Source organism: Selenomonas oralis (assembly GCF_051603425.1).
Classification (GTDB): domain Bacteria; phylum Bacillota; class Negativicutes; order Selenomonadales; family Selenomonadaceae; genus Selenomonas; species Selenomonas sputigena_A.
In genome coordinates, this window is record NZ_CP194411.1 from 1,924,781 (window position 1) to 1,942,839 (window position 18,059).

General features: G+C 56.4%; 15 protein-coding genes. 13 read left to right on the top strand and 2 right to left on the bottom strand.

Annotation, left to right across the window (positions count from 1 at the left end):
• Positions 1-237: 237 nt before the first annotated feature.
• Entirely contained in the window at positions 238-540 is a 303-nt protein-coding gene (locus ACRTGH_RS09230) for a cell division protein ZipA (protein ID WP_368847384.1), read from the top strand.
• A 109-nt stretch (positions 541-649) separates the two neighbouring features.
• Here the strand turns inward: ACRTGH_RS09230 and ACRTGH_RS09235 are convergent, their stop codons facing one another.
• Positions 650-1,825 carry an aminotransferase class I/II-fold pyridoxal phosphate-dependent enzyme gene (locus ACRTGH_RS09235; RefSeq protein WP_368847385.1) on the bottom strand — a complete coding sequence of 392 codons (1,176 nt, stop codon included), beginning with the start codon at positions 1,823-1,825 and terminating at the stop codon, positions 650-652.
• Positions 1,822-2,301: an Lrp/AsnC family transcriptional regulator gene (locus ACRTGH_RS09240; RefSeq protein WP_368847386.1), complete on the bottom strand. Its 480-nt coding sequence runs from the start codon at positions 2,299-2,301 to the stop codon at positions 1,822-1,824. Before ACRTGH_RS09240 ends, ACRTGH_RS09235 begins: the two co-directional genes overlap by 4 nt.
• A 160-nt stretch (positions 2,302-2,461) precedes the next feature.
• On the opposite strand from ACRTGH_RS09240, the gene ACRTGH_RS09245 reads away from it, so the two are divergent.
• From ACRTGH_RS09245 to ACRTGH_RS09300, 12 genes are all read left to right on the top strand, one after another.
• Entirely contained in the window at positions 2,462-2,944 is a 483-nt protein-coding gene (locus ACRTGH_RS09245) for a NanQ anomerase/TabA/YiaL family protein (RefSeq protein ID WP_368847387.1), read from the top strand.
• 37 nt (positions 2,945-2,981) lie between these two features.
• On the top strand, positions 2,982-6,767 hold the full coding sequence (locus ACRTGH_RS09250; RefSeq protein WP_368847388.1) for a phosphoribosylformylglycinamidine synthase: 3,786 nt from the start codon (positions 2,982-2,984) through the stop codon (positions 6,765-6,767).
• A gap of 421 nt (positions 6,768-7,188) precedes the next feature.
• On the top strand, positions 7,189-8,094 hold the full coding sequence (locus ACRTGH_RS09255; protein ID WP_368847389.1) for a DUF2156 domain-containing protein: 906 nt from the start codon (positions 7,189-7,191) through the stop codon (positions 8,092-8,094).
• A gap of 17 nt (positions 8,095-8,111) precedes the next feature.
• Positions 8,112-9,011 carry a DMT family transporter gene (locus tag ACRTGH_RS09260; protein ID WP_368847390.1) on the top strand — a complete coding sequence of 300 codons (900 nt, stop codon included), beginning with the start codon at positions 8,112-8,114 and terminating at the stop codon, positions 9,009-9,011.
• A 141-nt stretch (positions 9,012-9,152) separates the two neighbouring features.
• Positions 9,153-10,301: a cell division protein FtsZ gene (gene ftsZ / locus ACRTGH_RS09265; protein WP_368847391.1), complete on the top strand. Its 1,149-nt coding sequence runs from the start codon at positions 9,153-9,155 to the stop codon at positions 10,299-10,301.
• 27 nt (positions 10,302-10,328) lie between these two features.
• The gene (locus ACRTGH_RS09270) at positions 10,329-11,054 is read left to right on the top strand and encodes a tRNA threonylcarbamoyladenosine dehydratase (RefSeq protein WP_368847392.1); all 726 of its coding nucleotides are present in this window, start codon (positions 10,329-10,331) and stop codon (positions 11,052-11,054) included.
• Between the two features lie 119 nt (positions 11,055-11,173).
• Positions 11,174-12,133, top strand: a complete 960-nt coding sequence (locus tag ACRTGH_RS09275; RefSeq protein ID WP_368847393.1) for a TAXI family TRAP transporter solute-binding subunit — start codon at positions 11,174-11,176, stop codon at positions 12,131-12,133.
• A 14-nt stretch (positions 12,134-12,147) separates the two neighbouring features.
• Positions 12,148-12,678: a DUF1850 domain-containing protein gene (locus ACRTGH_RS09280; protein ID WP_438474868.1), complete on the top strand. Its 531-nt coding sequence runs from the start codon at positions 12,148-12,150 to the stop codon at positions 12,676-12,678.
• A 9-nt stretch (positions 12,679-12,687) separates the two neighbouring features.
• Positions 12,688-14,622, top strand: coding sequence for a TRAP transporter permease (locus ACRTGH_RS09285; protein ID WP_368847395.1), 1,935 nt, complete (start codon positions 12,688-12,690; stop codon positions 14,620-14,622).
• Between the two features lie 327 nt (positions 14,623-14,949).
• The gene (locus ACRTGH_RS09290) at positions 14,950-16,680 is read left to right on the top strand and encodes a bifunctional diguanylate cyclase/phosphodiesterase (protein ID WP_368847396.1); all 1,731 of its coding nucleotides are present in this window, start codon (positions 14,950-14,952) and stop codon (positions 16,678-16,680) included.
• Positions 16,616-17,113 carry a preQ(1) synthase gene (gene queF, locus ACRTGH_RS09295; RefSeq protein WP_368847397.1) on the top strand — a complete coding sequence of 166 codons (498 nt, stop codon included), beginning with the start codon at positions 16,616-16,618 and terminating at the stop codon, positions 17,111-17,113. Before ACRTGH_RS09290 ends, queF begins: the two co-directional genes overlap by 65 nt.
• Positions 17,110-17,682: a cob(I)yrinic acid a,c-diamide adenosyltransferase gene (locus tag ACRTGH_RS09300; protein ID WP_368847398.1), complete on the top strand. Its 573-nt coding sequence runs from the start codon at positions 17,110-17,112 to the stop codon at positions 17,680-17,682. Before queF ends, ACRTGH_RS09300 begins: the two co-directional genes overlap by 4 nt.
• Positions 17,683-18,059: the final 377 nt, after the last annotated feature.

Sequence of the window (18,059 nt, forward strand, 5' to 3'; positions counted from 1 at the left end):
ATGGAAGCGCTAATAAATCCAGCCGCTCATCTTCGTACATCCGCGCTCTTTTCCCGTCGCCGAGGATTTCTCGACGAGGGGAGAAAAGCGCAGATGCGCAAATCCGGGCGATTTCATTTTAGCAGCGCTTTCATATAAAATCCGGCTTTTGGGAGTTTTTAATTTCCCTTCTGCCCTGCGTGTGCTATAATAAGAATAGAAAGAGTATTCAAAATGATCGGGAAGGAGGTTTTCCAGATGGAGGTTCAGGTTGATCGTCTGCATCGCATAAGGCCTCTTCCGCCTGTTTCGATTTTTGAGGATTCGGCGAAGCGCGCGGCGCAGAAGGACGTACGGGAGGAAAGAAAACCGCTCAGGGGCACGGAGTCTGCACCTTACAGCGTGGAGATTTCTGCTGCGGGCAGGAGCGCGGCGAATGCCGCTGCAGATGGTGCAAATCCGACGGAGGGCAGGATGGAGGCGCTGAGAGCCGCCATGCGGGAAAACCAGCCGTATATGCTCTACTCTGCAGGAGATGCAAGGCAAGGCTTCTCGCTTTGAGATGGGAAACACAGGGATTCTGAAGCCTTGCAGCAAGACAGAAAATACAAAAAGAAATCGCCGTGCGGAAACCCATCTTCCGTGCGGCGATTCCTTTTTGTGCCTTGCTTTATTTCCGATGATTTTTGAGGAAGTTTCCTATGCGTGCCAGGGCTTCTGATATCTTATCGATGGAAGTTGCATAGGAACAGCGGATATGGCCGCGCCCGCTTTCGCCGAAGGCACTGCCCGGCACGAGAGCTACATGTTCCTTGAGGAGGAGGTTTTCGGCGAATTCCTCGTCCGAATAGCCCGAGGACTCGATGTTCGGGAAGATGTAGAAGGCGCCTTTGGGCTCGAAGCTCGGCAGGCCGAGCTTCAGGAAGCCGTCGTAGATCAGACGGCGGCGACGGTCGTATTCGGCAACCATTTTCTGCATGTACTTTCTGCCGTGGCGCAGCGCTTCGACGGCGGCAATTTGCGCCGTGATGGGGGCGCAGAGCATGGTGTACTGGTGGATCTTCGTCATGGCGGCGATGAAGTCAGGGTTGCCGAGCGCGTAACCGATGCGCCAGCCCGTCATGGCGTAGGCCTTGGAAAAACCGTTGAGGAGAATGGTGCGCTCCTTCATGCCGGGCAGGGAGGAGAAAGCGGTGTGGGAAAGGCCGCCATAGGTCAAATCCCCGTAAATTTCATCCGAAATGACGATGAGATCGTGCTTCTCGGCGAAAGCGGCAATTTTTACGAGATCTTCTTTCGTCATCACAGCGCCTGTCGGATTGTTCGGGTAGCCGATGAGAAGCGCCTTCGTGCGCGCGGTGATGTGGGGCTCGAGCTCCTCGGGCGTGATGCGGAAATCGTTTTCGAGCTTCGCCGCAACGGGTACGGCTTTGCCGCCTGCGAATGTGACGCAGGCCTGGTAGGAAACATAGCAGGGCTCGGGGATCAGCACTTCATCACCGGGAGAGAGAATGGCGCGCATGGCGATATCGAGGGCTTCGCTGACGCCTACCGTGATGAGCACATCCTTTGCGGGATCATAGGAAACACCGTAATCCCTTTGGTAGTGTGCGGCAATTTCCTCGCGCAGCTCCAGCATGCCGCGGTTTGCCGTGTAGGAGGTGTAGCCTTGTTCCAGGCCGTGGACGCAGCTTTCGCGGATGGACCAAGGGGTGATGAAATCGGGTTCTCCGACGCCGAGGGAGACGACGTCTTCCATTTCGGCGGCGATATCGAAGTATTTGCGTATGCCTGAAGGCGGTACTGCATGAACCGCGGGTGAAACGCGTTCTTTCCAGTTTGTCATGGCGACACCACCAGCCTGCGGTCCTTTTCCTTGTCGTCGATGATCGTGCCGTCCTTCTTGTAGGCTTTGAGCATGAAGTGGCTTCTCGTCTGCGTGACGCCGTCGATGGTGGAGAGGCGTGTGGCGACAAAGTTCGCTACGTCCTGCAGGGACTTGCCCTCGATGATGACCATGAGGTCGAAGCTGCCGCTCATGAGGTAGACCGTGCGGACCTCCTCGAAGCGGTAGATGCGTTCGGCAATGGCGTCGAAGCCGACTTCGCGCTCGGGGGTCAGGTTGACCTCGATGATGGCTGTGACGGTGTCGTCGCCGAACTTCTGCCAGTTGATCAAGGTGTTGTAGCTCAGGATGATCTTGTCCTGCTCCAGCCCCTTGATTTCTTTTTCGACTTCGTACTCGCTTTTTTTGAGGACGGCGGCGATTTCGCCGACAGGCCGTCTCGCATCGTGCTCCAGGAGCTCCAAAAGTTCACGCATTGCTGTTTTTCCCTTCTTTTCCAATTCCAACAAATTGTCCGGACCTTAGTATACTTGCCGTTCATTGAATTTCATCATATAATGTAATGGATATATAGAGATAATAGCATAGAATAAATAGGGAAAGCAATCGCTTTTTCGGGCGAAGGGAGATTGGCTTATGATGACGGGCATCATCGGTTTATCAAAGGACGAGCAGCAAGGCTACTCGTCGGCGCTGACGAAGGCTCTGGCGTTTTTGCGCACACAGGACTTTAGAAATATGCCGGAGGGGAAGCATCCGATCGAGGGGGAACGGATTTTTGCCCTGCTTTCGCGTTATACGACGCGTCCGCAGGCGGAATGCAGCCCGGAGGCGCATCGCAGGTTTGTGGACATACAATATGTTGTCGAGGGAGAGGAGTTCCTTGGTTGGTGCCCGATGAGTCCCGATCTCCTGGAAGCGGCTCCCTACGATGAAGAGGCGGATGTTATCTTTTACCGCGCCTTGATTCCGGAGAGCAGCATTCTTCTGAAAGCCGGAAGTTATGCCGTCCTTTACCCGGAGGATGTTCATCGCCCCGGGGTTTCCGTGCTGGATGAATATCCGGCGGAGGTGACGAAGGTCGTCGTGAAGATCGATCTCGAGTTGATGAAACAGTAGGGAAGACGGCAGCAAGCAGAGAGGATGAGCTATTGGTATGAGTGTAAGAAGATTATTTGTGGAAAAAAGACAGGGATATTTTGATATTCCTGCCCAGCAGCTTTGCGCCGATCTTGTAGAGACGTTTCGTCTGGCGACGGAGCTCAAGGCGGTGCGCATCTTCATTCGCTACGACATCGAGGGCCTTTCGGATGAGGAGTACAAGGCGACGCGCGATATCGTATTCGCTGAGCCTCCGGTCGATACGGTCTACGAGGAGCGTTTGCCGGAATTTCCCGACTCGAAGCTCTTTGCCGTTGAATATTTGCCCGGCCAGTATGACCAGCGGGCGGATTCTGCAGCACAGTGTGTCCAGCTTGTGACGCAGAAGGAGCGGCCGAAGATTCGCACGGCGCTCGTCTATGTGCTTGTCGGTACGATTTCACCGGCGCTGCTGGCCAAGGTCAAGGAGTATTGCATCAATAAGGTCGAGAGCCGCGAGGCTTCGATGACGAAGCCGACGACACTTGAAGAAAAGATCGCGGAGCCGGCCGATGTCGAGGTCATCCAGGGTTTCCGCCTCATGGACGAGGCGGCCGTGCAGCGCTTTATGACGGAGCGGGGCTTTGCCATGAGCTTTGAGGACATGCGCTTCTGCCAGAAGTATTTCGTGACGGCGGAGCGCCGCGATCCGACGATTACGGAGCTTCGCGTCATCGATACGTATTGGTCCGACCACTGCCGCCACACGACGTTCACGACGGTTGTGGACAAGGTGGATTTCAGCAACGGCAAGTACGTGCCGATGCTGGCGCAGGCCGTGAAGCTCTATATGCTCGACCGCGAGAAGGTCTATGGGGACAAGAAGCCCGATGTGTCTCTGATGGATCTCGCCTGCATCGGCATGAAGTCGCTGCGCCAGCAGGGGCTTCTCGAGGATCTCGATGTTTCGGATGAAATCAATGCGTGCAGCATTGTGGTCAATGCGGAGGTTGATGGCAAGGAAGAAAAATGGCTCGTGATGTTCAAAAACGAGACGCACAACCATCCGACGGAAATAGAGCCCTTCGGCGGTGCGGCGACGTGCCTCGGCGGCGCGATCCGCGACCCGCTTTCGGGACGGTCCTACGTCTACCAGGCAATGCGTGTGACGGGCTCCGGCGATCCGCGCACGAAGATCGAGGCAACCCTGCAGGGCAAACTGCCGCAGAAGAAAATCACGCAGGGAGCCGCCGCAGGCTTCAGCTCCTATGGAAACCAGATCGGCCTTGCAACGGGCGAGGTGCATGAAGTCTACCACGAGGGATATGTGGCGAAGCGGCTGGAGATCGGCGCTGTCGTCGGGGCTGTGCCGCAGGCGGATGTCGTGCGGCAGGCGCCGGAGCCGGGCGATGTCGTCGTGCTCGTAGGCGGACGCACGGGGCGTGACGGCTGCGGCGGTGCGACGGGATCGTCGAAGGTGCATACGGAGGAATCGCTGAAGACGGCGGGCGCCGAGGTGCAGAAGGGAAATCCGCCGACAGAGCGCAAGATCCAGCGCCTTTTCCGCCACTCCGAGGTCAGCCGCTTCATCAAGCGCTGCAATGATTTCGGTGCGGGCGGCGTGGCTGTCGCCATCGGCGAGCTTGCCCCTGCCCTTGCCATCGATCTCGATGCGGTGAAAAAGAAGTATGAGGGGCTTGACGGCACGGAGCTTGCGATTTCCGAGTCGCAGGAGCGCATGGCCGTCGTCATGCGTCCGGAGGCGGTGCCGATCCTTCTCTCTTTTGCAGACAAGGAGAATGTGGAGGCTACGCCGGTCGCGACGGTGACGGATTCGGGGCGTCTGGAGATGACGTGGCGCGGCCAGAAGATCGTGAGCCTCGCACGTGTTTTCCTCGATACGAACGGCGTCAAGCAGCACGCGAAGGTTGTCTTGAAATCCCCCGCTGTGGAAGCGAATTATCTGCGCCGCCTGCCGCCCGCTGTCGAGAAGAATCAGCGTGATCTCACGGCGGCATGGCTCGCAAACCTTGCGGATCTCAATGTGGCAAGCCAGAAGGGGCTTGCCGAACGCTTCGATTCTACGGTCGGCGCGGGCACAGTTCTGATGCCTTTCGGCGGCAGCCGCCAGTTGACGCCGCAGCAGGGTATGGTTGCGAAGCTGCCAGTAAAGAAGGGCGAGACGGACACGGCCACGGCGATGACGTTCGGCTTCAACCCCTATATGGCGGAGTGGAGCCCGTTCCACGGCGCACTCTATGCGATTATCGAAGCCGTGACGAAGATGGTTGCGCTGGGCGGCGATGCCAAGACAATTCGCCTCTCCCTGCAGGAATACTTTGAAAGCCTCGGCAAGGATCCCGAGAAATGGGGCAAGCCTTTCGCGGCTCTCTTGGGTGCGCTTTGGGCACAACATGAGCTTCGCATTCCCGCCATCGGCGGCAAGGACTCCATGTCGGGCACGTTCGAGAAGCTTCATGTGCCGCCGACGGTCGTGGCCTTTGCTCTCAACACGATGAAGGCGGGCGAGGCCATTTCCTCGGAGTTCAAGTATGCGAACAGCAAGGTTTACGCCATCGAAGCGCTTTACGATGCAAACGATTTGCCGCATTTCTCCAACCTGAACCGCAATTATGAGCGCGTTCATGCCCTGATGCAGAGCAGGCGCGTGTTCTCCGCTTCAAGCGTCGGCATGGGCGGCATTGCGGCGGCTCTGACGAAGATGTGCTTCGGCAACGATATCGGCTTCAAGTTTGCTCCGGGCGCCATCAAGTTCGAGGATCTCTTCCGCCCCGCTTACGGCACGATGCTCATCGAAATGAGCGAGGCCGTGAACGTGACGGAGGCTCTTTCCGGCGTCAAGTGGACGCTGCTCGGCCGTACGACAGCCGTGGCGAGCGTCGTTTGCAACGGCATGGTGCAGACGCTTGACGAGCTCAGGGAGCCGTATGTCAACTCCTTGGAGGGCATATTCCCGACGACGACGAAGGTCAGCGCCAAGGCGCGTGTGACGGCGGCTCCGTTCCGCAGGGGCGTGCGCCAGCGCGCGAGCGACCACTACGCCAAGCCGCGCATCTTCATGCCGGTGTTCCCGGGCATCAACTGCGAGTATGAAACGCAGCGTGCTTTCGAGAAGGCGGGCGGCGAAGTCGATACGCTCGTCATCCGCAACCTCACGCCGCAGTCGGTAGAGGAAACCGTGGGAGCCATCGCATCCGGCATAAATCATGCGCAGATCCTGATGCTGCCCGGCGGCTTCTCGGGCGGCGATGAGCCGGACGGCTCGGGCAAGTTCATCGCGGCGACCTTGCGCAATCCGCGCATTGCCGAAGCCATCATGGACCTTACGCAGAAGCGCGAGGGCCTGATCCTCGGTATCTGCAACGGCTTCCAGGCGCTCATCAAGCTCGGCCTTCTGCCCTATGGGAAGATCATGCCGCTTGACTGGGAAGCGCCGACGCTTACGCATAACACGATTGCCCGCCATGTTTCCTGCATGGTGCAGACGCGCATCATGTCGAACCTCTCGCCGTGGTTCAACAATGTCTCGGTCGGCGATATTCATACGATTGCCGTATCGCATGGCGAAGGGCGCTTTGTTGCCGACAAGGAGGTCATTGCGAAGATGCGCATACGCGGCCAGATTGCGGCGCAGTATGTCGATGCTTCGGGCGAGCCGACGATGGAGCCGCCGTTCAACCCGAACGGCTCGGTGGAGGCCATCGAGGCCATCACAAGCCCCGGCGGACGCATCCTTGGCAAGATGGGGCATTCTGAGCGCATGGGCGACAATATATCGAAGAACGTGCCGGGCAACAAAGATCAAGGCCTCTTCGACGCGGGGGTTCGGTTCTTCCGCTGAACGGCGCAAGAAATACGAATCAACAAAAGGAAGGGCAAGCCGAGAGGCTCGCCCTTCCTTTTTGGGATAGAGAAAGAATTAGATTTTCAAGCAGCGTCGTGGCACAGAAGTGTGGAAAGCCCGCCGCTGCCGCTGGCATCAGGCAAGGCTGCTGGTTTCCCGCCCGATACGCATAGTATAGCAGGGGAAGATTAAAGGTCAAGCGAAGGAAGATTAAAGGAGAAGTGCATGGCAAGTTAAAAAATAATTAATATTCCCGACTGAATTAGGAGGAAATCTATTCTTTTCTTGACAAAATTGATATAATGATTTTGCGAGATGTGCCCCGGATGCTGGAAGTGCAGGGATAAAGCACCTGCGCCGGCATCCGGTGAACTTTGGCCATTTTGCTTGCTATACAGCGAATGAGAACCGGAGAGGAATGAGTGTCATAGATTTCAAGGAACTGCAAAAAGAGGACAAGCCGCTGCTCGATTGTTTCTTTCGGGCGCGCTATTATGAGAATTCGCATTTCAATTTCACGAATCTCTATATGTGGCATGAGCCATACAAGATCATGTGGGCAAAGGAGGACGATGTGCTCCACCTCAAAGCGGAGTGGGGAGGACGCGAGTTTGCCTTGCAGCCCCTTGGGTCGGAGGAGAAGCTGGCGGGAGCCGTGGAGCGCTTTCGCAAGTATTTCGAGGCGCAGGGAAAACCGCTTTCTTTTTCAGGGATCGAGCGTTCTTTTGCCGAGGTGCTGAAAAACTGTTCCGGGATGGATTTCGTCATCGAGCCTGACCGGAACAATTTTGATTATGTCTATCTTGCCGAGGATCTGATCAAGCTTGCGGGGCGCAAGTTCCACTCGAAGAAGAACCATTTGAACAGTTTCCGCAAGAATTATCCTGAAGCCGAATACCAGCCGATTACGGATGAGATCGTTACGCAGTGTAAGCTGACGATCAATGGTTGGTACAAGCAGCGCGCGCATGATTTGCCGGACGATCCCTTCATCGCGCTCGAACGGCAGGCCATCATCGAGGTGCTGAACAACTTCAAGGATTTTCGCCTGAAGGGCGGCGCCATCCTTATCGGGCAGCGCGTTGTCGCCTTTACCTTCGGCGAACAGCTCAACGATGACACGGCGGTCATCCATGTGGAAAAGGCCGATCCCGATGTGCGCGGCGCTTATCCGGCCATCAACCAGGCTTTTGTCGAGAATGCCTGGGCGGATATGACGTATATCAACCGTGAGGAGGATATGGGCATCGAAGGTCTCCGGAAGGCGAAGGAATCCTATAAGCCCGTGAAGCTCATCGAAAAATTCAACGCTTTTTCGGCGTGAGGGGGGAGGAAAATATTTTGCGGCTAGGCGGCAGTTTTTTACTTCTGCTCGCGGCTTTTTTCTGGGGAACGACGTTTGTGGCGCAGTCCGTCGGCATGGAGGATATCGGCCCCTATACATACGGTGCAGCGCGTTATGTTGTCGCTGTGCCCGTCATACTGCTCATCTGGCTTTTGTTTCGCGGACGGCGTGAGGCAGCGAAAGCTGCGGGGTCGTATCGGGCCGGCTGGAAGAGCGGCCTTGGGGCGGGGGCGATCATGCTCGCTGCGACGACGCTGCAGCAGGTGGGGATGCAGTATACGACGGTGGGCAAGGCGGCGTTCATCACTTGTCTCTACCTCGTATTTGTGCCGCTGGTCACGCTTCTCATCCAAAAGCGCGGCGAACTTTTGACATGGGGCGGGGCTTTCCTGGCGCTTGCGGGGCTGTATTTCCTCTGCGTCAGCGGAGAAGGCGGATTTTCGCTTGCTGCGGGCGATTCCCTCATGCTCGTGAGTTCTTTTTTTTGGACGATGCACATCCTCTATATCGACCGCTTTGCTGCGCTTATCGATGCCATCGAGCTTTCGGCGGCGCAGCTCTTTGTCTGCGCCTGCGGCAGCCTTGTGCTGACGTTTTTTCTGGAAGAGCCGCAGGCGGCGGGGATTTTGGGGGCTTGGGCGCCGATTCTCTATGCCGGGGTCATGAGTTCCGGTGTGGCCTTCACGCTGCAGATTGTCGGGCAGCAGTATACAGATGCGGCGCTTGCGGCCGTCATCATGAGCCTGGAGGCCGTTATCGGTGCGCTGGCGGGCGTTCTGCTCCTCGGCGAGCGCATGGACGCCGCCGAGCTTTTTGGCTGCGCCTTGATGCTTTCAGGCATGCTGTTTGCCCAGCTCGCAGCTTTGAGGAAAGGCCGCAGGGCGGACATTTCCTGAAATGATTTCCTTTTTTGCAGGAATACCGGGGAAAACGGCGAATAAAAGCAAATGGATAATTAGGATGATTCGAAGCGGGCAGTTTTGCAAGACGAAGGACAATGGATGGAGCCGCAAGGCAAGAGAGGGGGAGCCGCTTCCATGATGGGAAATGATGCGAAAATCAAGAGAGCGGTAGTTACGATAAAAATTGTCGGTGTGGGCGGAGGCGGCAACAGCGTCCTCGAGCGTCTCTCCGAAGGAAATGACCTCGATGTGGAGCTCATCGCGATCAATACGGATGCGAAGCATCTGGCGCATATGGAACAATGCAATATTCGTACATTGCAGATTGGCAGTGAGCTGACGAAAGGCCTTGGCACGGGAGGTGTGACCGATCTTGGCGAGGCGGCGGCCAAGGGCGATGCGGAAAAGCTGCGGGAGGCGATGCGCGGCGCCGATCTCGTGTTCGTCACGGCCACCATGGGCGGCGGCGCGGGAACGGGAGCGGCGCCCATAGTGGCAAAGCTTGCGAAGGATATGGGGATCCTGACGATCGGCGTCGTCACCGTGCCGTTTTCCTTCGAGGGGCCGCGCAAAAAGCGCATTGCGAACGAGGGAATCGCGAAGCTCCAGGGAAATCTTGACGCCTTGATCGCCATACAGAATGACAACCTCATGAAGCTGCCGGAGAACAAGCATATGTCGCTGGTCGATGCTTTCAAGGCGGCGGATGATGTCCTGCGCCAGGCGATTCGCTGCATCACGGAGCTCATCCTGACGACAGGCGTCATCAATGTTGATTTTGCCGATGTCACGTCGATTTTCCGTCAGAGTGAAAGCGGCGATGCGCTGCTCGGCATCGGCAGAAGCCAAATAAGTGCGGTCGATGCGGTGCAGAAGGCTGTGGAAAGCCCGCTCGTCGAGAAATCCTTGAAGGGATCGCGCGGCCTGATCCTGAACCTCAGCGGCAGCGCGTCGCTGACGCTTCGTGATGTGGATGCAGCCATGCAGCATGTCTACAACAACACGCATCCCGATGTGAACGTCATTCTCGGCCTAGTCATAGACCCGTCATGGGGGCAGACGATTCGTGCGACGATCATTGCGACGGATTTTGTCGATGGCACGGTACTCAAGGCGCGTCGCATGGAAGTGCCGGAGAGCAAGCTCAAGGCTGAAAGCATCAGCGGTCTTGAACCACCGGCGTTCATGAACCGTCAGCCGGAGAAGATGCCGTCCTTTACGCCGCACGCGGATTTTGCCGTGCCGAAATTCTCGCCTGTGCCGCCGCGCCGGGACAAGAAATAAGGTTTTGGCGCGAGGAGATAAGAAGAGATGGAAGAGAGATTTTGCCGGACGGCAATGCTTCTGGGGGAAGAGGGGATCGCACGGCTTCAGGCGGCTCGTGTCGCCGTCTTCGGCCTCGGCGGCGTCGGTTCTTTTGCGGCGGAGGCTCTGGCTCGTGCAGGTGTGGGGCATTTCGTGCTCGTCGATCATGACCGGATCTCCCCGTCGAACCTGAACCGCCAGCTCTTGGCTCTGATGAGCACGGTCGGACGAAGCAAGGCGACCGTCATGCAGGAACGGATAGCGGATATCAATCCCTTAGCCGAGGTTGAGACGATGGAAGAGTTTTTCCTGCCCGAAAGGGCGGGTATTTTTTTCTCCAAACCTTACGACTATATTGTCGACGCTATCGATACTGTGTCGGGCAAGATTGGCCTTGTCATGGAAGCCGTGCGAAGGAAGATTCCGATTGTGAGCAGCATGGGAGCGGGGAATAAGCTCGACCCGACGCGCTTCGAAGTTGCCGATATCTATGAAACGAGCGTCTGCCCCTTGGCGCGTGTCATGCGGCGTGAGCTTAAGGCGCGCGGCGTAAAGGCGCTCCGGGTCGTCTATTCGAAGGAAGTGCCGCGTGCGCCCCGTTTCGCTGCGTCCGACGGGGCGGGCACAGCCGCCGGCAGGCAGTCCCCCGGAAGCGTCTCTTTTGTGCCGTCTGTTGCCGGACTTATTCTGGCAAGTGTCGTTGTGCGCGGGATAGCGGCGGAGGAAATTTGATCACGAGGAAGCGCACGCCCCTTGCCGAGGGCGTTTTCTTTTTGCATCGATGCAAAAGATATGCTATAATAGCATACATAATATATAATTCATTTATATTCATTAGGGAGGTTTTCGTTATGAAAATAGGCAGGATGGGAAGGCTTTTTGCTGTGGGGGCTTTCCTGATTTTCGCTGTGACAGCCCTGGCGGGCTGTGAGAATTCGGGCGGCAATAAGTTCATCAATATCGCTACGGGCGGCACGGCCGGCACATATTATCCCATCGGAGGCGCCATGGCGGAGATTTTGAACAAGAACATCCCGGGCATGAATGCGAGCGCGCAGTCCACGGGCGCCACGGTCGCCAATATCAACATGCTGAAGGAAGGCTCGGTCGATCTTGCGATCGTGCAGAACGATATCACTTATTATGCCGTGAACGGCACGGAGATGTTCAAGGACAAGAAGATTGATAACCTGCGCGGCATAGCGGCGCTTTATCCGGAGACGTGCCAGATCGTCACGCTTGATTCGACAGGCATCCGCAGCATTGCCGATCTCAAGGGAAAGCGTGTGGCCGTCGGTGCGGCGGGCAGCGGCGCGGAAGCCAATGCACGCCAGATTCTTGAGGCCTATGGGATTACGTATGACGACATTGATGAGCAGTACCTTTCCTTTGGCGAGGCGGCGAGCGCCCTGAAGGACGGCAATGTCGATGCGGCTTTTGTCACGGCAGGGTTCCCGACGGCAGCCGTGCAGGACATCACCTCGCAAAACAAGGTGCGTCTCCTGCCGATTGATCCGGATAAGGCTGACGCCTTGATTGCAAAGTACCCGTTCTATACGAAGTCTGTCATTCCGGCCGGTACGTACGGCGGTTTTGATGAAGAGGTTCCGGCTGTTTCGGTCATGGCGATCCTCATCGCGACGGACAAGGTGGACGAGAAGCTCGGCTACGATATCACAAAAGCGCTCTTTAATAATATCGACAAGCTGCAGGCGGCACATTCCGCGGCCAAGCAGATCACGAAGGACACGGCGAAGAACGGTATGTCGATTGAGCTCAACGCCGGCGCCGATCGCTATTACAAGGAATAAAGGTGCCGAAGAAAATGCGGACGGGAGGCTGCTTCTTCTTTGCAGTCCTTCTCGTCGCGGTGCTCGGCTATTTCCTGGCACGTCCCCTGCTCGTCGTGGAAAGTGGGCAGGGGATGATTTATGTTGGAGAGGCGCGCATGGGGCAGCCGATTCGGATACGCTTCATCCATTCAGTACAGAAGACTCCTGTGGAAGAGGATCTTCGCGTAGATGAGAGGGTGGAAGGCTTCGTGCTGGAGGCGACGCGCTATCAGTCCTTCGGCGTAGGGCTGCCGTTTCTGGAGAACGAGGGGAGGTTCCATGCCGAGGGCGACTATTTTGTGCTCGAGGATATGGGACGTCGTTTTCCGCGCCTGTCGCTGCGCACGGGGGTCGGCACGGAACTTGTGCTGACGGTGGACGGTGAAGAAAAAAGGCTCTACGAAAGCCTTGCGCCGGGAAGCCGCATCGATATCTATATTGCGCCTGTATGGCGCTGGGGAATGAAAAAACTTTTGGGGGAAACCGTGCAGGAAAATCTGCCCGGGCCTATTGGAAAGGAATGATGTTCCGATATGTCAGATAAGAAACACGAGGAGCTCGCAAAGGAGGTCCTGAAAAAATACGATAAAGAGTCCGATGTCATTGAGCATACGGGTTTTATGGCGAAGCTCGTGATGGCCATTGCCATTTCGTTCTCAATATTCCAGCTTTATACGGCCGTCTTCGGCGTGCTCGATGCGCAGCTGCAGCGTGCTGTCCATCTGGGCTTCGGCCTGACGCTCGTCTATCTGCTCTTTCCGATGCGGCAGAATTGGTCGCGCGAAAAAGTGCATGTCATCGATATTGTCTTCGCCATTCTGGGTGCAGGGGCGCCGGCTTACATCGTCTTATCCTATCGCAGCCTCGTGCTGCGTGCGGGCACGGTGACGCCGCTGGATCTTGCCGTCGGGCTGATCGGTCTCGTGCTCGTCATTGAGGCGACGCGCCGTGTCGTCGGCATGCCGATGGTCTGCGTCGTCCTGTTCTTTCTCGCTTATGCGTTTGCCGGGCCGTACATGCCGGGGGTGCTCGCGCATCGCGGCTTGAACCTCGACCAGCTTGTCTCGCATCTCTTTTTCACAACGGAAGGAATCTTCGGGATCCCCCTCGGCGTGTCTTCGACGTTTATTTTCCTGTTTATCCTCTTTGGCGCCTACTTGGAATCGACAGGCCTTGGCCGCTTCTTCATTGATTTGGCCAATGCTGTGGCGGGATGGGCGCGCGGCGGCCCGGCGAAGGTCGCCGTGCTCTCGAGCGGCTTGATGGGGACGGTTTCGGGAAGCTCTGTCGCCAATGTTGCCGGCACGGGTTCTTTCACGATTCCCATGATGAGGAAACTCGGCTATGAGCGTGATTTTGCCGGTGCCGTCGAGGCAGCGGCTTCGACGGGCGGGCAGCTTATGCCGCCAGTCATGGGGGCGGCGGCGTTCCTTATGGCGGAATTCGTCGGGGTGCCGTACCTCGATGTCGTCAAGGCGGCGACGATTCCGGCACTTCTCTATTTCCTCGGCATCTGGCTCGGCGTCCATTTCGAGGCGCGCCGCAGCAACCTCAAGGGCGTGCCTCGGAGCGAACTGCCCGGAGCATGGGATATCCTGAGAAAACGCGGTCATCTCGCGATTCCGCTCGTCGTCATCATTTATTTGCTCGTTTCCGGCTTCACACCGATGCGTGCGGCGCTCTGGGCCATTGTGCTTGCCATCGTCGCCTCGTCGCTCAGAAAATCGACGCGCATGAAGCCGATGGAGATTGTGCGCGGCCTGGAAAACGGTGCGAGGAACGTCCTCGGCGTGCTTGTGGCATGCGCTTCGGCAGGCATCATCATCGGTGTTGTGACGAAAACCGGTATCGGATTGAAGCTCGCGTCGGCGCTTCTCGATCTTTCCGGCGGCCTTCTTCTGCCGACGATGTTCTTCACGATGGTGACGTCCATCATTCTCGGCATGGGCGTGCCGACAACGGCGAACTATGTCATCACTTCGACGATTGCCGCGCCTGCGCTCGTGCAGATGGGCGTGCCCGTGCTGGCGGCGCACATGTTTGTCTTTTACTTCGGCATTATCGCTGATGTGACGCCGCCTGTAGCGCTTGCGGCTTTTGCGGGTTCGGCCATCAGCGGAGGGCGGCCGCTGCAGACGGGCATAAATGCCTCGAAACTGGCGATTGCGGCGTTCATCATTCCCTATATCTTCGTGCTCTCGCCTGTTGTGCTGATGATTGACGCGACACCCGTCGGGCTTGTCACGGTGCTTGTTACTTCCGTCATCGGCATGATTGGCCTGAGCGCGGCGATGATCGGCTGCCTTGTCCATCCGCTGAATTGGTTTGAGCGCCTTTTGATGTTCGTCGGCGGCCTTCTGATGATTCAGCCCGGTCTCGTCACGGATCTCGTGGGTTTTGTAATTCTCGTGGGCATCTTCCTCGTACAGCATAGGAAGAGCAAGGCGGAAGCCTGCGGGATCGAATAGGCGGTGCATAATAACAGGCGGCAGGCAGTCAGACGATGCTCTGCTGGATGGATTAAGTGGGAGAAGAAATCCATAGAAGTTTCCTGATCAGAACGAAAGCCTGTTGCGCCGCAGGGGGAACACGGCTTTCGTTTTTTATTTTTCCTTAAGCAAAAAGGTTAAATTTGTCAAGTCTTGAATTTAGGAAAATTGTCGGCTATTATATATGCATAAAACGAGCTGGGGGAAATTTTCCTGCAAGAGGAGGTTATTATGCGTCGCGCGGCGAGAATATCATCGAGCCCATTGTTGAAAAGGCTGAGAATTTATTTTGATTTGCTCAAGAGGATGACGAACGGCTATCTTTATCTGGTCGATCTTGACCAGAAGGTCGCGCTTCTTTCACCCAATGTGGTGCAGGATTTTGGCTTGCCGGCAGAGGTTATGGAATTCGAGGAGTTCCGCCAGGCTTGGCGCATGATCATCCATCCTGCGGAGTGCAGGCGTGTGGGTGAAGCTTTTGATGAGCTTCTGCAGCAGAGCAGGCCCAAGGAGCATGTCGTGGAATTTCGCGCGCGGACGCGCAAGGGGGATTATGTATGGCTGGAATGCCAGCGGGGCGTTGCCCTGAATCCCTCGGGGAAACCGCTGCTCTATGCGGGAATCTTTCGGCTTATGGGACAGCGCAACCGGGCGGATGACGTCACGGGTCTTTTGAACAAGCATCAGCTCGAGCGGGCGATGAAAGAGGCTTTGGCCGAGGCGCGTGCGACTGGGCAGGGCGGGGCACTTTTGATCCTGGGCATAGATAATTTCAAGCTGATCAATGAGACGTACAATCGCTTTTTCGGCGACCAGGTGCTCAAGGCGGTCAGCCGGCAAATCAAGCAGATTCTCGCGCAGGATTTCAAGCTTTACAAGCTCGACGGCGATGAGTTTGCCATCCTTTACCCCGGCGCTTCCGAAGCGGACGTCGATGCGCTCTATACGAGCATACAGACGGCGCTTCTGCAGCCGCAGCACATCAACGACAAACCGTATTTCTGCACGGTTTCGGGCGGTACGGTTTTCTACCCGCAGTCGGGCAAGGACTATCTCGTGCTGCATAAACATGCAGAAGCTGCGCTTGATCTTGCGAAGCGCAGCGGCAAGAACAAGAACTGCATCTTCTCGAAGGAAACGTACAATCGTTGGGTGCGTTCGCTTTCCATGCGCGATGATATCCGTCAGAGCGTGGAGCAGGGGTGCAGGGGCTTCAGCCTTTGCTTCCAGCCGCAGGTCAGCGCGAACGAGAAACGCCTGATCGGTGCGGAGGCTCTTCTGCGCTGGCAGAATTCTAAGGGGCGCATGGTGGCGCCGATGGAGTTCATTCCGATTCTTGAGGATACGCAGCTGATGATTCCCGTCGGCAAATGGATCGTGGAAACGGCTGTCGGCATCTGCAAGAAATGGCAGAAGGTCGTCCCCGGGTTCCATATGAGCATCAATCTTTCCTACGTGCAGCTGCGCGACCCTTCTTTCAAGGATGCCGTCAAGGAATGCATCGAACGCCATGGCATAAAGCCTGAGTCCATCGTGTTTGAGCTTACGGAGCACACGGTTGTTTCCGACTGGGCGTTCATCAACCGTCAGTTTGATTTCTTTCACGAGCGCGGGCTCAAGATCGCCATGGATGATTTTGGTACGGGATGTTCTTCGCTCGCGACGCTCAAGAATCTTTCGTGCGACATCATCAAGGTTGACCGCGAGTTCGTAAAGAAGATTCTCTTGTGCGATTTCGACAGAAGGCTTGTCGAATATACGGTGAAGCTTTGCCACAGCGTGGGTATGAGCGTCTGCATCGAGGGGGTCGAAACGGATGAGGAGTATGATCTCCTGTCTAAGGTCTGCAAGGTCGATTCCATCCAGGGATATCTCTTTGGCCGCCCTGAGACGCAGGAAGGGTTCGAGGAAAAGTTTCTGAAGCCTGTTTTGACAATGCTGACGGATTCGGCTTCGGGAAAGGAGGGGAACTATGGCGCGGACAAGCGAGGAGATGAAGGGCGTCACGCATCTCGGCAGGAAGGGCACGCAGTATAGGATGGATTACGATCCGGCAGCTCTGGAGACTTTTGAGAACAAGCATCCGGAAAACGACTACTGGGTGAAGTTCAACTGCCCAGAATTTACGAGCCTCTGTCCCATCACGGGGCAGCCGGATTTCGCGACGATCTACATTTCCTATGTGCCTGACAGGCTCATGGTTGAGAGCAAGTCGCTGAAACTCTATCTTTTCAGTTTTCGCAACCATGGGGATTTTCATGAGGATGTCGTGAACATCATCATGAAGGACTTGATTCGCCTGATGGAGCCGCGCTACATCGAGGTCTGGGGCAAGTTCCTGCCGCGCGGCGGCATTTCGATCGATCCTTATGCGAATTATGGCCGCGCGGGCACGAAGTATGAGGAACTGGCATGGAAGCGATTCGCCGAGCACGATCTCTATCATTTGGAAAAGGTGGACAATCGATGATCGAGGTTTATACGGGCGCAGGAAAGGGCAAGACGACGGCGGCTGTAGGCCTTGCCGTGCGTGCCTTGGGAGCGGGGCTTCGCGTTTATTTCATGCAGTTCATGAAGAGTCTTGCCTACAGCGAGCAGAAAATCTTGCAGGGGTTTGCGCCTGTGCTGGAGCTTCATACGACGGGGAAGCCGTTTTTTATCGCGCAGGAAGGTATGCTGACGGAAGAGGAGCGCGCCGCCTGGGGCGATGATGTCGTCGTCTTTCCTGAAGGGAAGCCACCTGCTGATTATCTTCGCCTGATGCGTGAGGGATTTTCTCTGGCCGCTGCGGCGGCGCGGTCGGGCAAGTGGGATATCGTCATTCTTGACGAACTCAATGTGGCGCTTTTCTTCGGGCTTATTTCCCGCGAGGAAGTGGAGGCATTGCTCGATGCGATGCCGCCGGAGCGTGAGCTTGTCCTCACGGGGCGGAATGCGCCCGATTGGCTGTTGGCGCGCGCTGATCTCGTCACCGAGATGAAGGAAGTGCGCCATTACTACGCGAAGGGCGTTGCGGCAAGAAAAGGGATCGAAAATTAAGGAAACGCTGATAAAATGAAGTTGCCCAGATTTGCACAGATACGCTGTTCCTGTCTAGGAGACAAACCGTAGGCGTAGCAGTGGCTACGTCGAGGATTTGTCGACGACGAGAGGACAGTGTAGATGTGTGAAGATGGGTAGCTGAATTTATCAGTGGTTCCTTAAGGAAACGCTGATAAAATGAAGTCACCCAGACTCGCATAGATGCGCTGTATCTATAGCGGATTTGTCGACGACGAGAGGACAACGCAGATGTGTGAAGATGGGTGGTTGAATTTATCAGCGATTTTTTAAGGGGAGCCGGCATCCGACGGCTCCCTTTCTTGGACTTTCATTGGAAAAACTGTTATACTATAGCATAGAAAATGGATGGCAGA

Excerpts from the sequence above, each read along its gene's own strand:
- ACRTGH_RS09230 (WP_368847384.1), top strand. The coding sequence starts at position 238 with ATGGAGGTTCAGGTTGATCGTCTGCATCGCATAAGGCCTCTTCCGCCT.
- ACRTGH_RS09235 (WP_368847385.1), bottom strand. The coding sequence starts at position 1,825 with ATGACAAACTGGAAAGAACGCGTTTCACCCGCGGTTCATGCAGTACCG.
- ACRTGH_RS09240 (WP_368847386.1), bottom strand. The coding sequence starts at position 2,301 with ATGCGTGAACTTTTGGAGCTCCTGGAGCACGATGCGAGACGGCCTGTC.
- ACRTGH_RS09245 (WP_368847387.1), top strand. The coding sequence starts at position 2,462 with ATGATGACGGGCATCATCGGTTTATCAAAGGACGAGCAGCAAGGCTAC.
- ACRTGH_RS09250 (WP_368847388.1), top strand. The coding sequence starts at position 2,982 with ATGAGTGTAAGAAGATTATTTGTGGAAAAAAGACAGGGATATTTTGAT.
- ACRTGH_RS09255 (WP_368847389.1), top strand. The coding sequence starts at position 7,189 with ATGAGTGTCATAGATTTCAAGGAACTGCAAAAAGAGGACAAGCCGCTG.
- ftsZ (WP_368847391.1), top strand. The coding sequence starts at position 9,153 with ATGATGGGAAATGATGCGAAAATCAAGAGAGCGGTAGTTACGATAAAA.
- ACRTGH_RS09270 (WP_368847392.1), top strand. The coding sequence starts at position 10,329 with ATGGAAGAGAGATTTTGCCGGACGGCAATGCTTCTGGGGGAAGAGGGG.
- ACRTGH_RS09275 (WP_368847393.1), top strand. The coding sequence starts at position 11,174 with ATGAAAATAGGCAGGATGGGAAGGCTTTTTGCTGTGGGGGCTTTCCTG.
- ACRTGH_RS09280 (WP_438474868.1), top strand. The coding sequence starts at position 12,148 with ATGCGGACGGGAGGCTGCTTCTTCTTTGCAGTCCTTCTCGTCGCGGTG.
- ACRTGH_RS09285 (WP_368847395.1), top strand. The coding sequence starts at position 12,688 with ATGTCAGATAAGAAACACGAGGAGCTCGCAAAGGAGGTCCTGAAAAAA.
- ACRTGH_RS09290 (WP_368847396.1), top strand. The coding sequence starts at position 14,950 with ATGACGAACGGCTATCTTTATCTGGTCGATCTTGACCAGAAGGTCGCG.
- queF (WP_368847397.1), top strand. The coding sequence starts at position 16,616 with ATGGCGCGGACAAGCGAGGAGATGAAGGGCGTCACGCATCTCGGCAGG.
- ACRTGH_RS09300 (WP_368847398.1), top strand. The coding sequence starts at position 17,110 with ATGATCGAGGTTTATACGGGCGCAGGAAAGGGCAAGACGACGGCGGCT.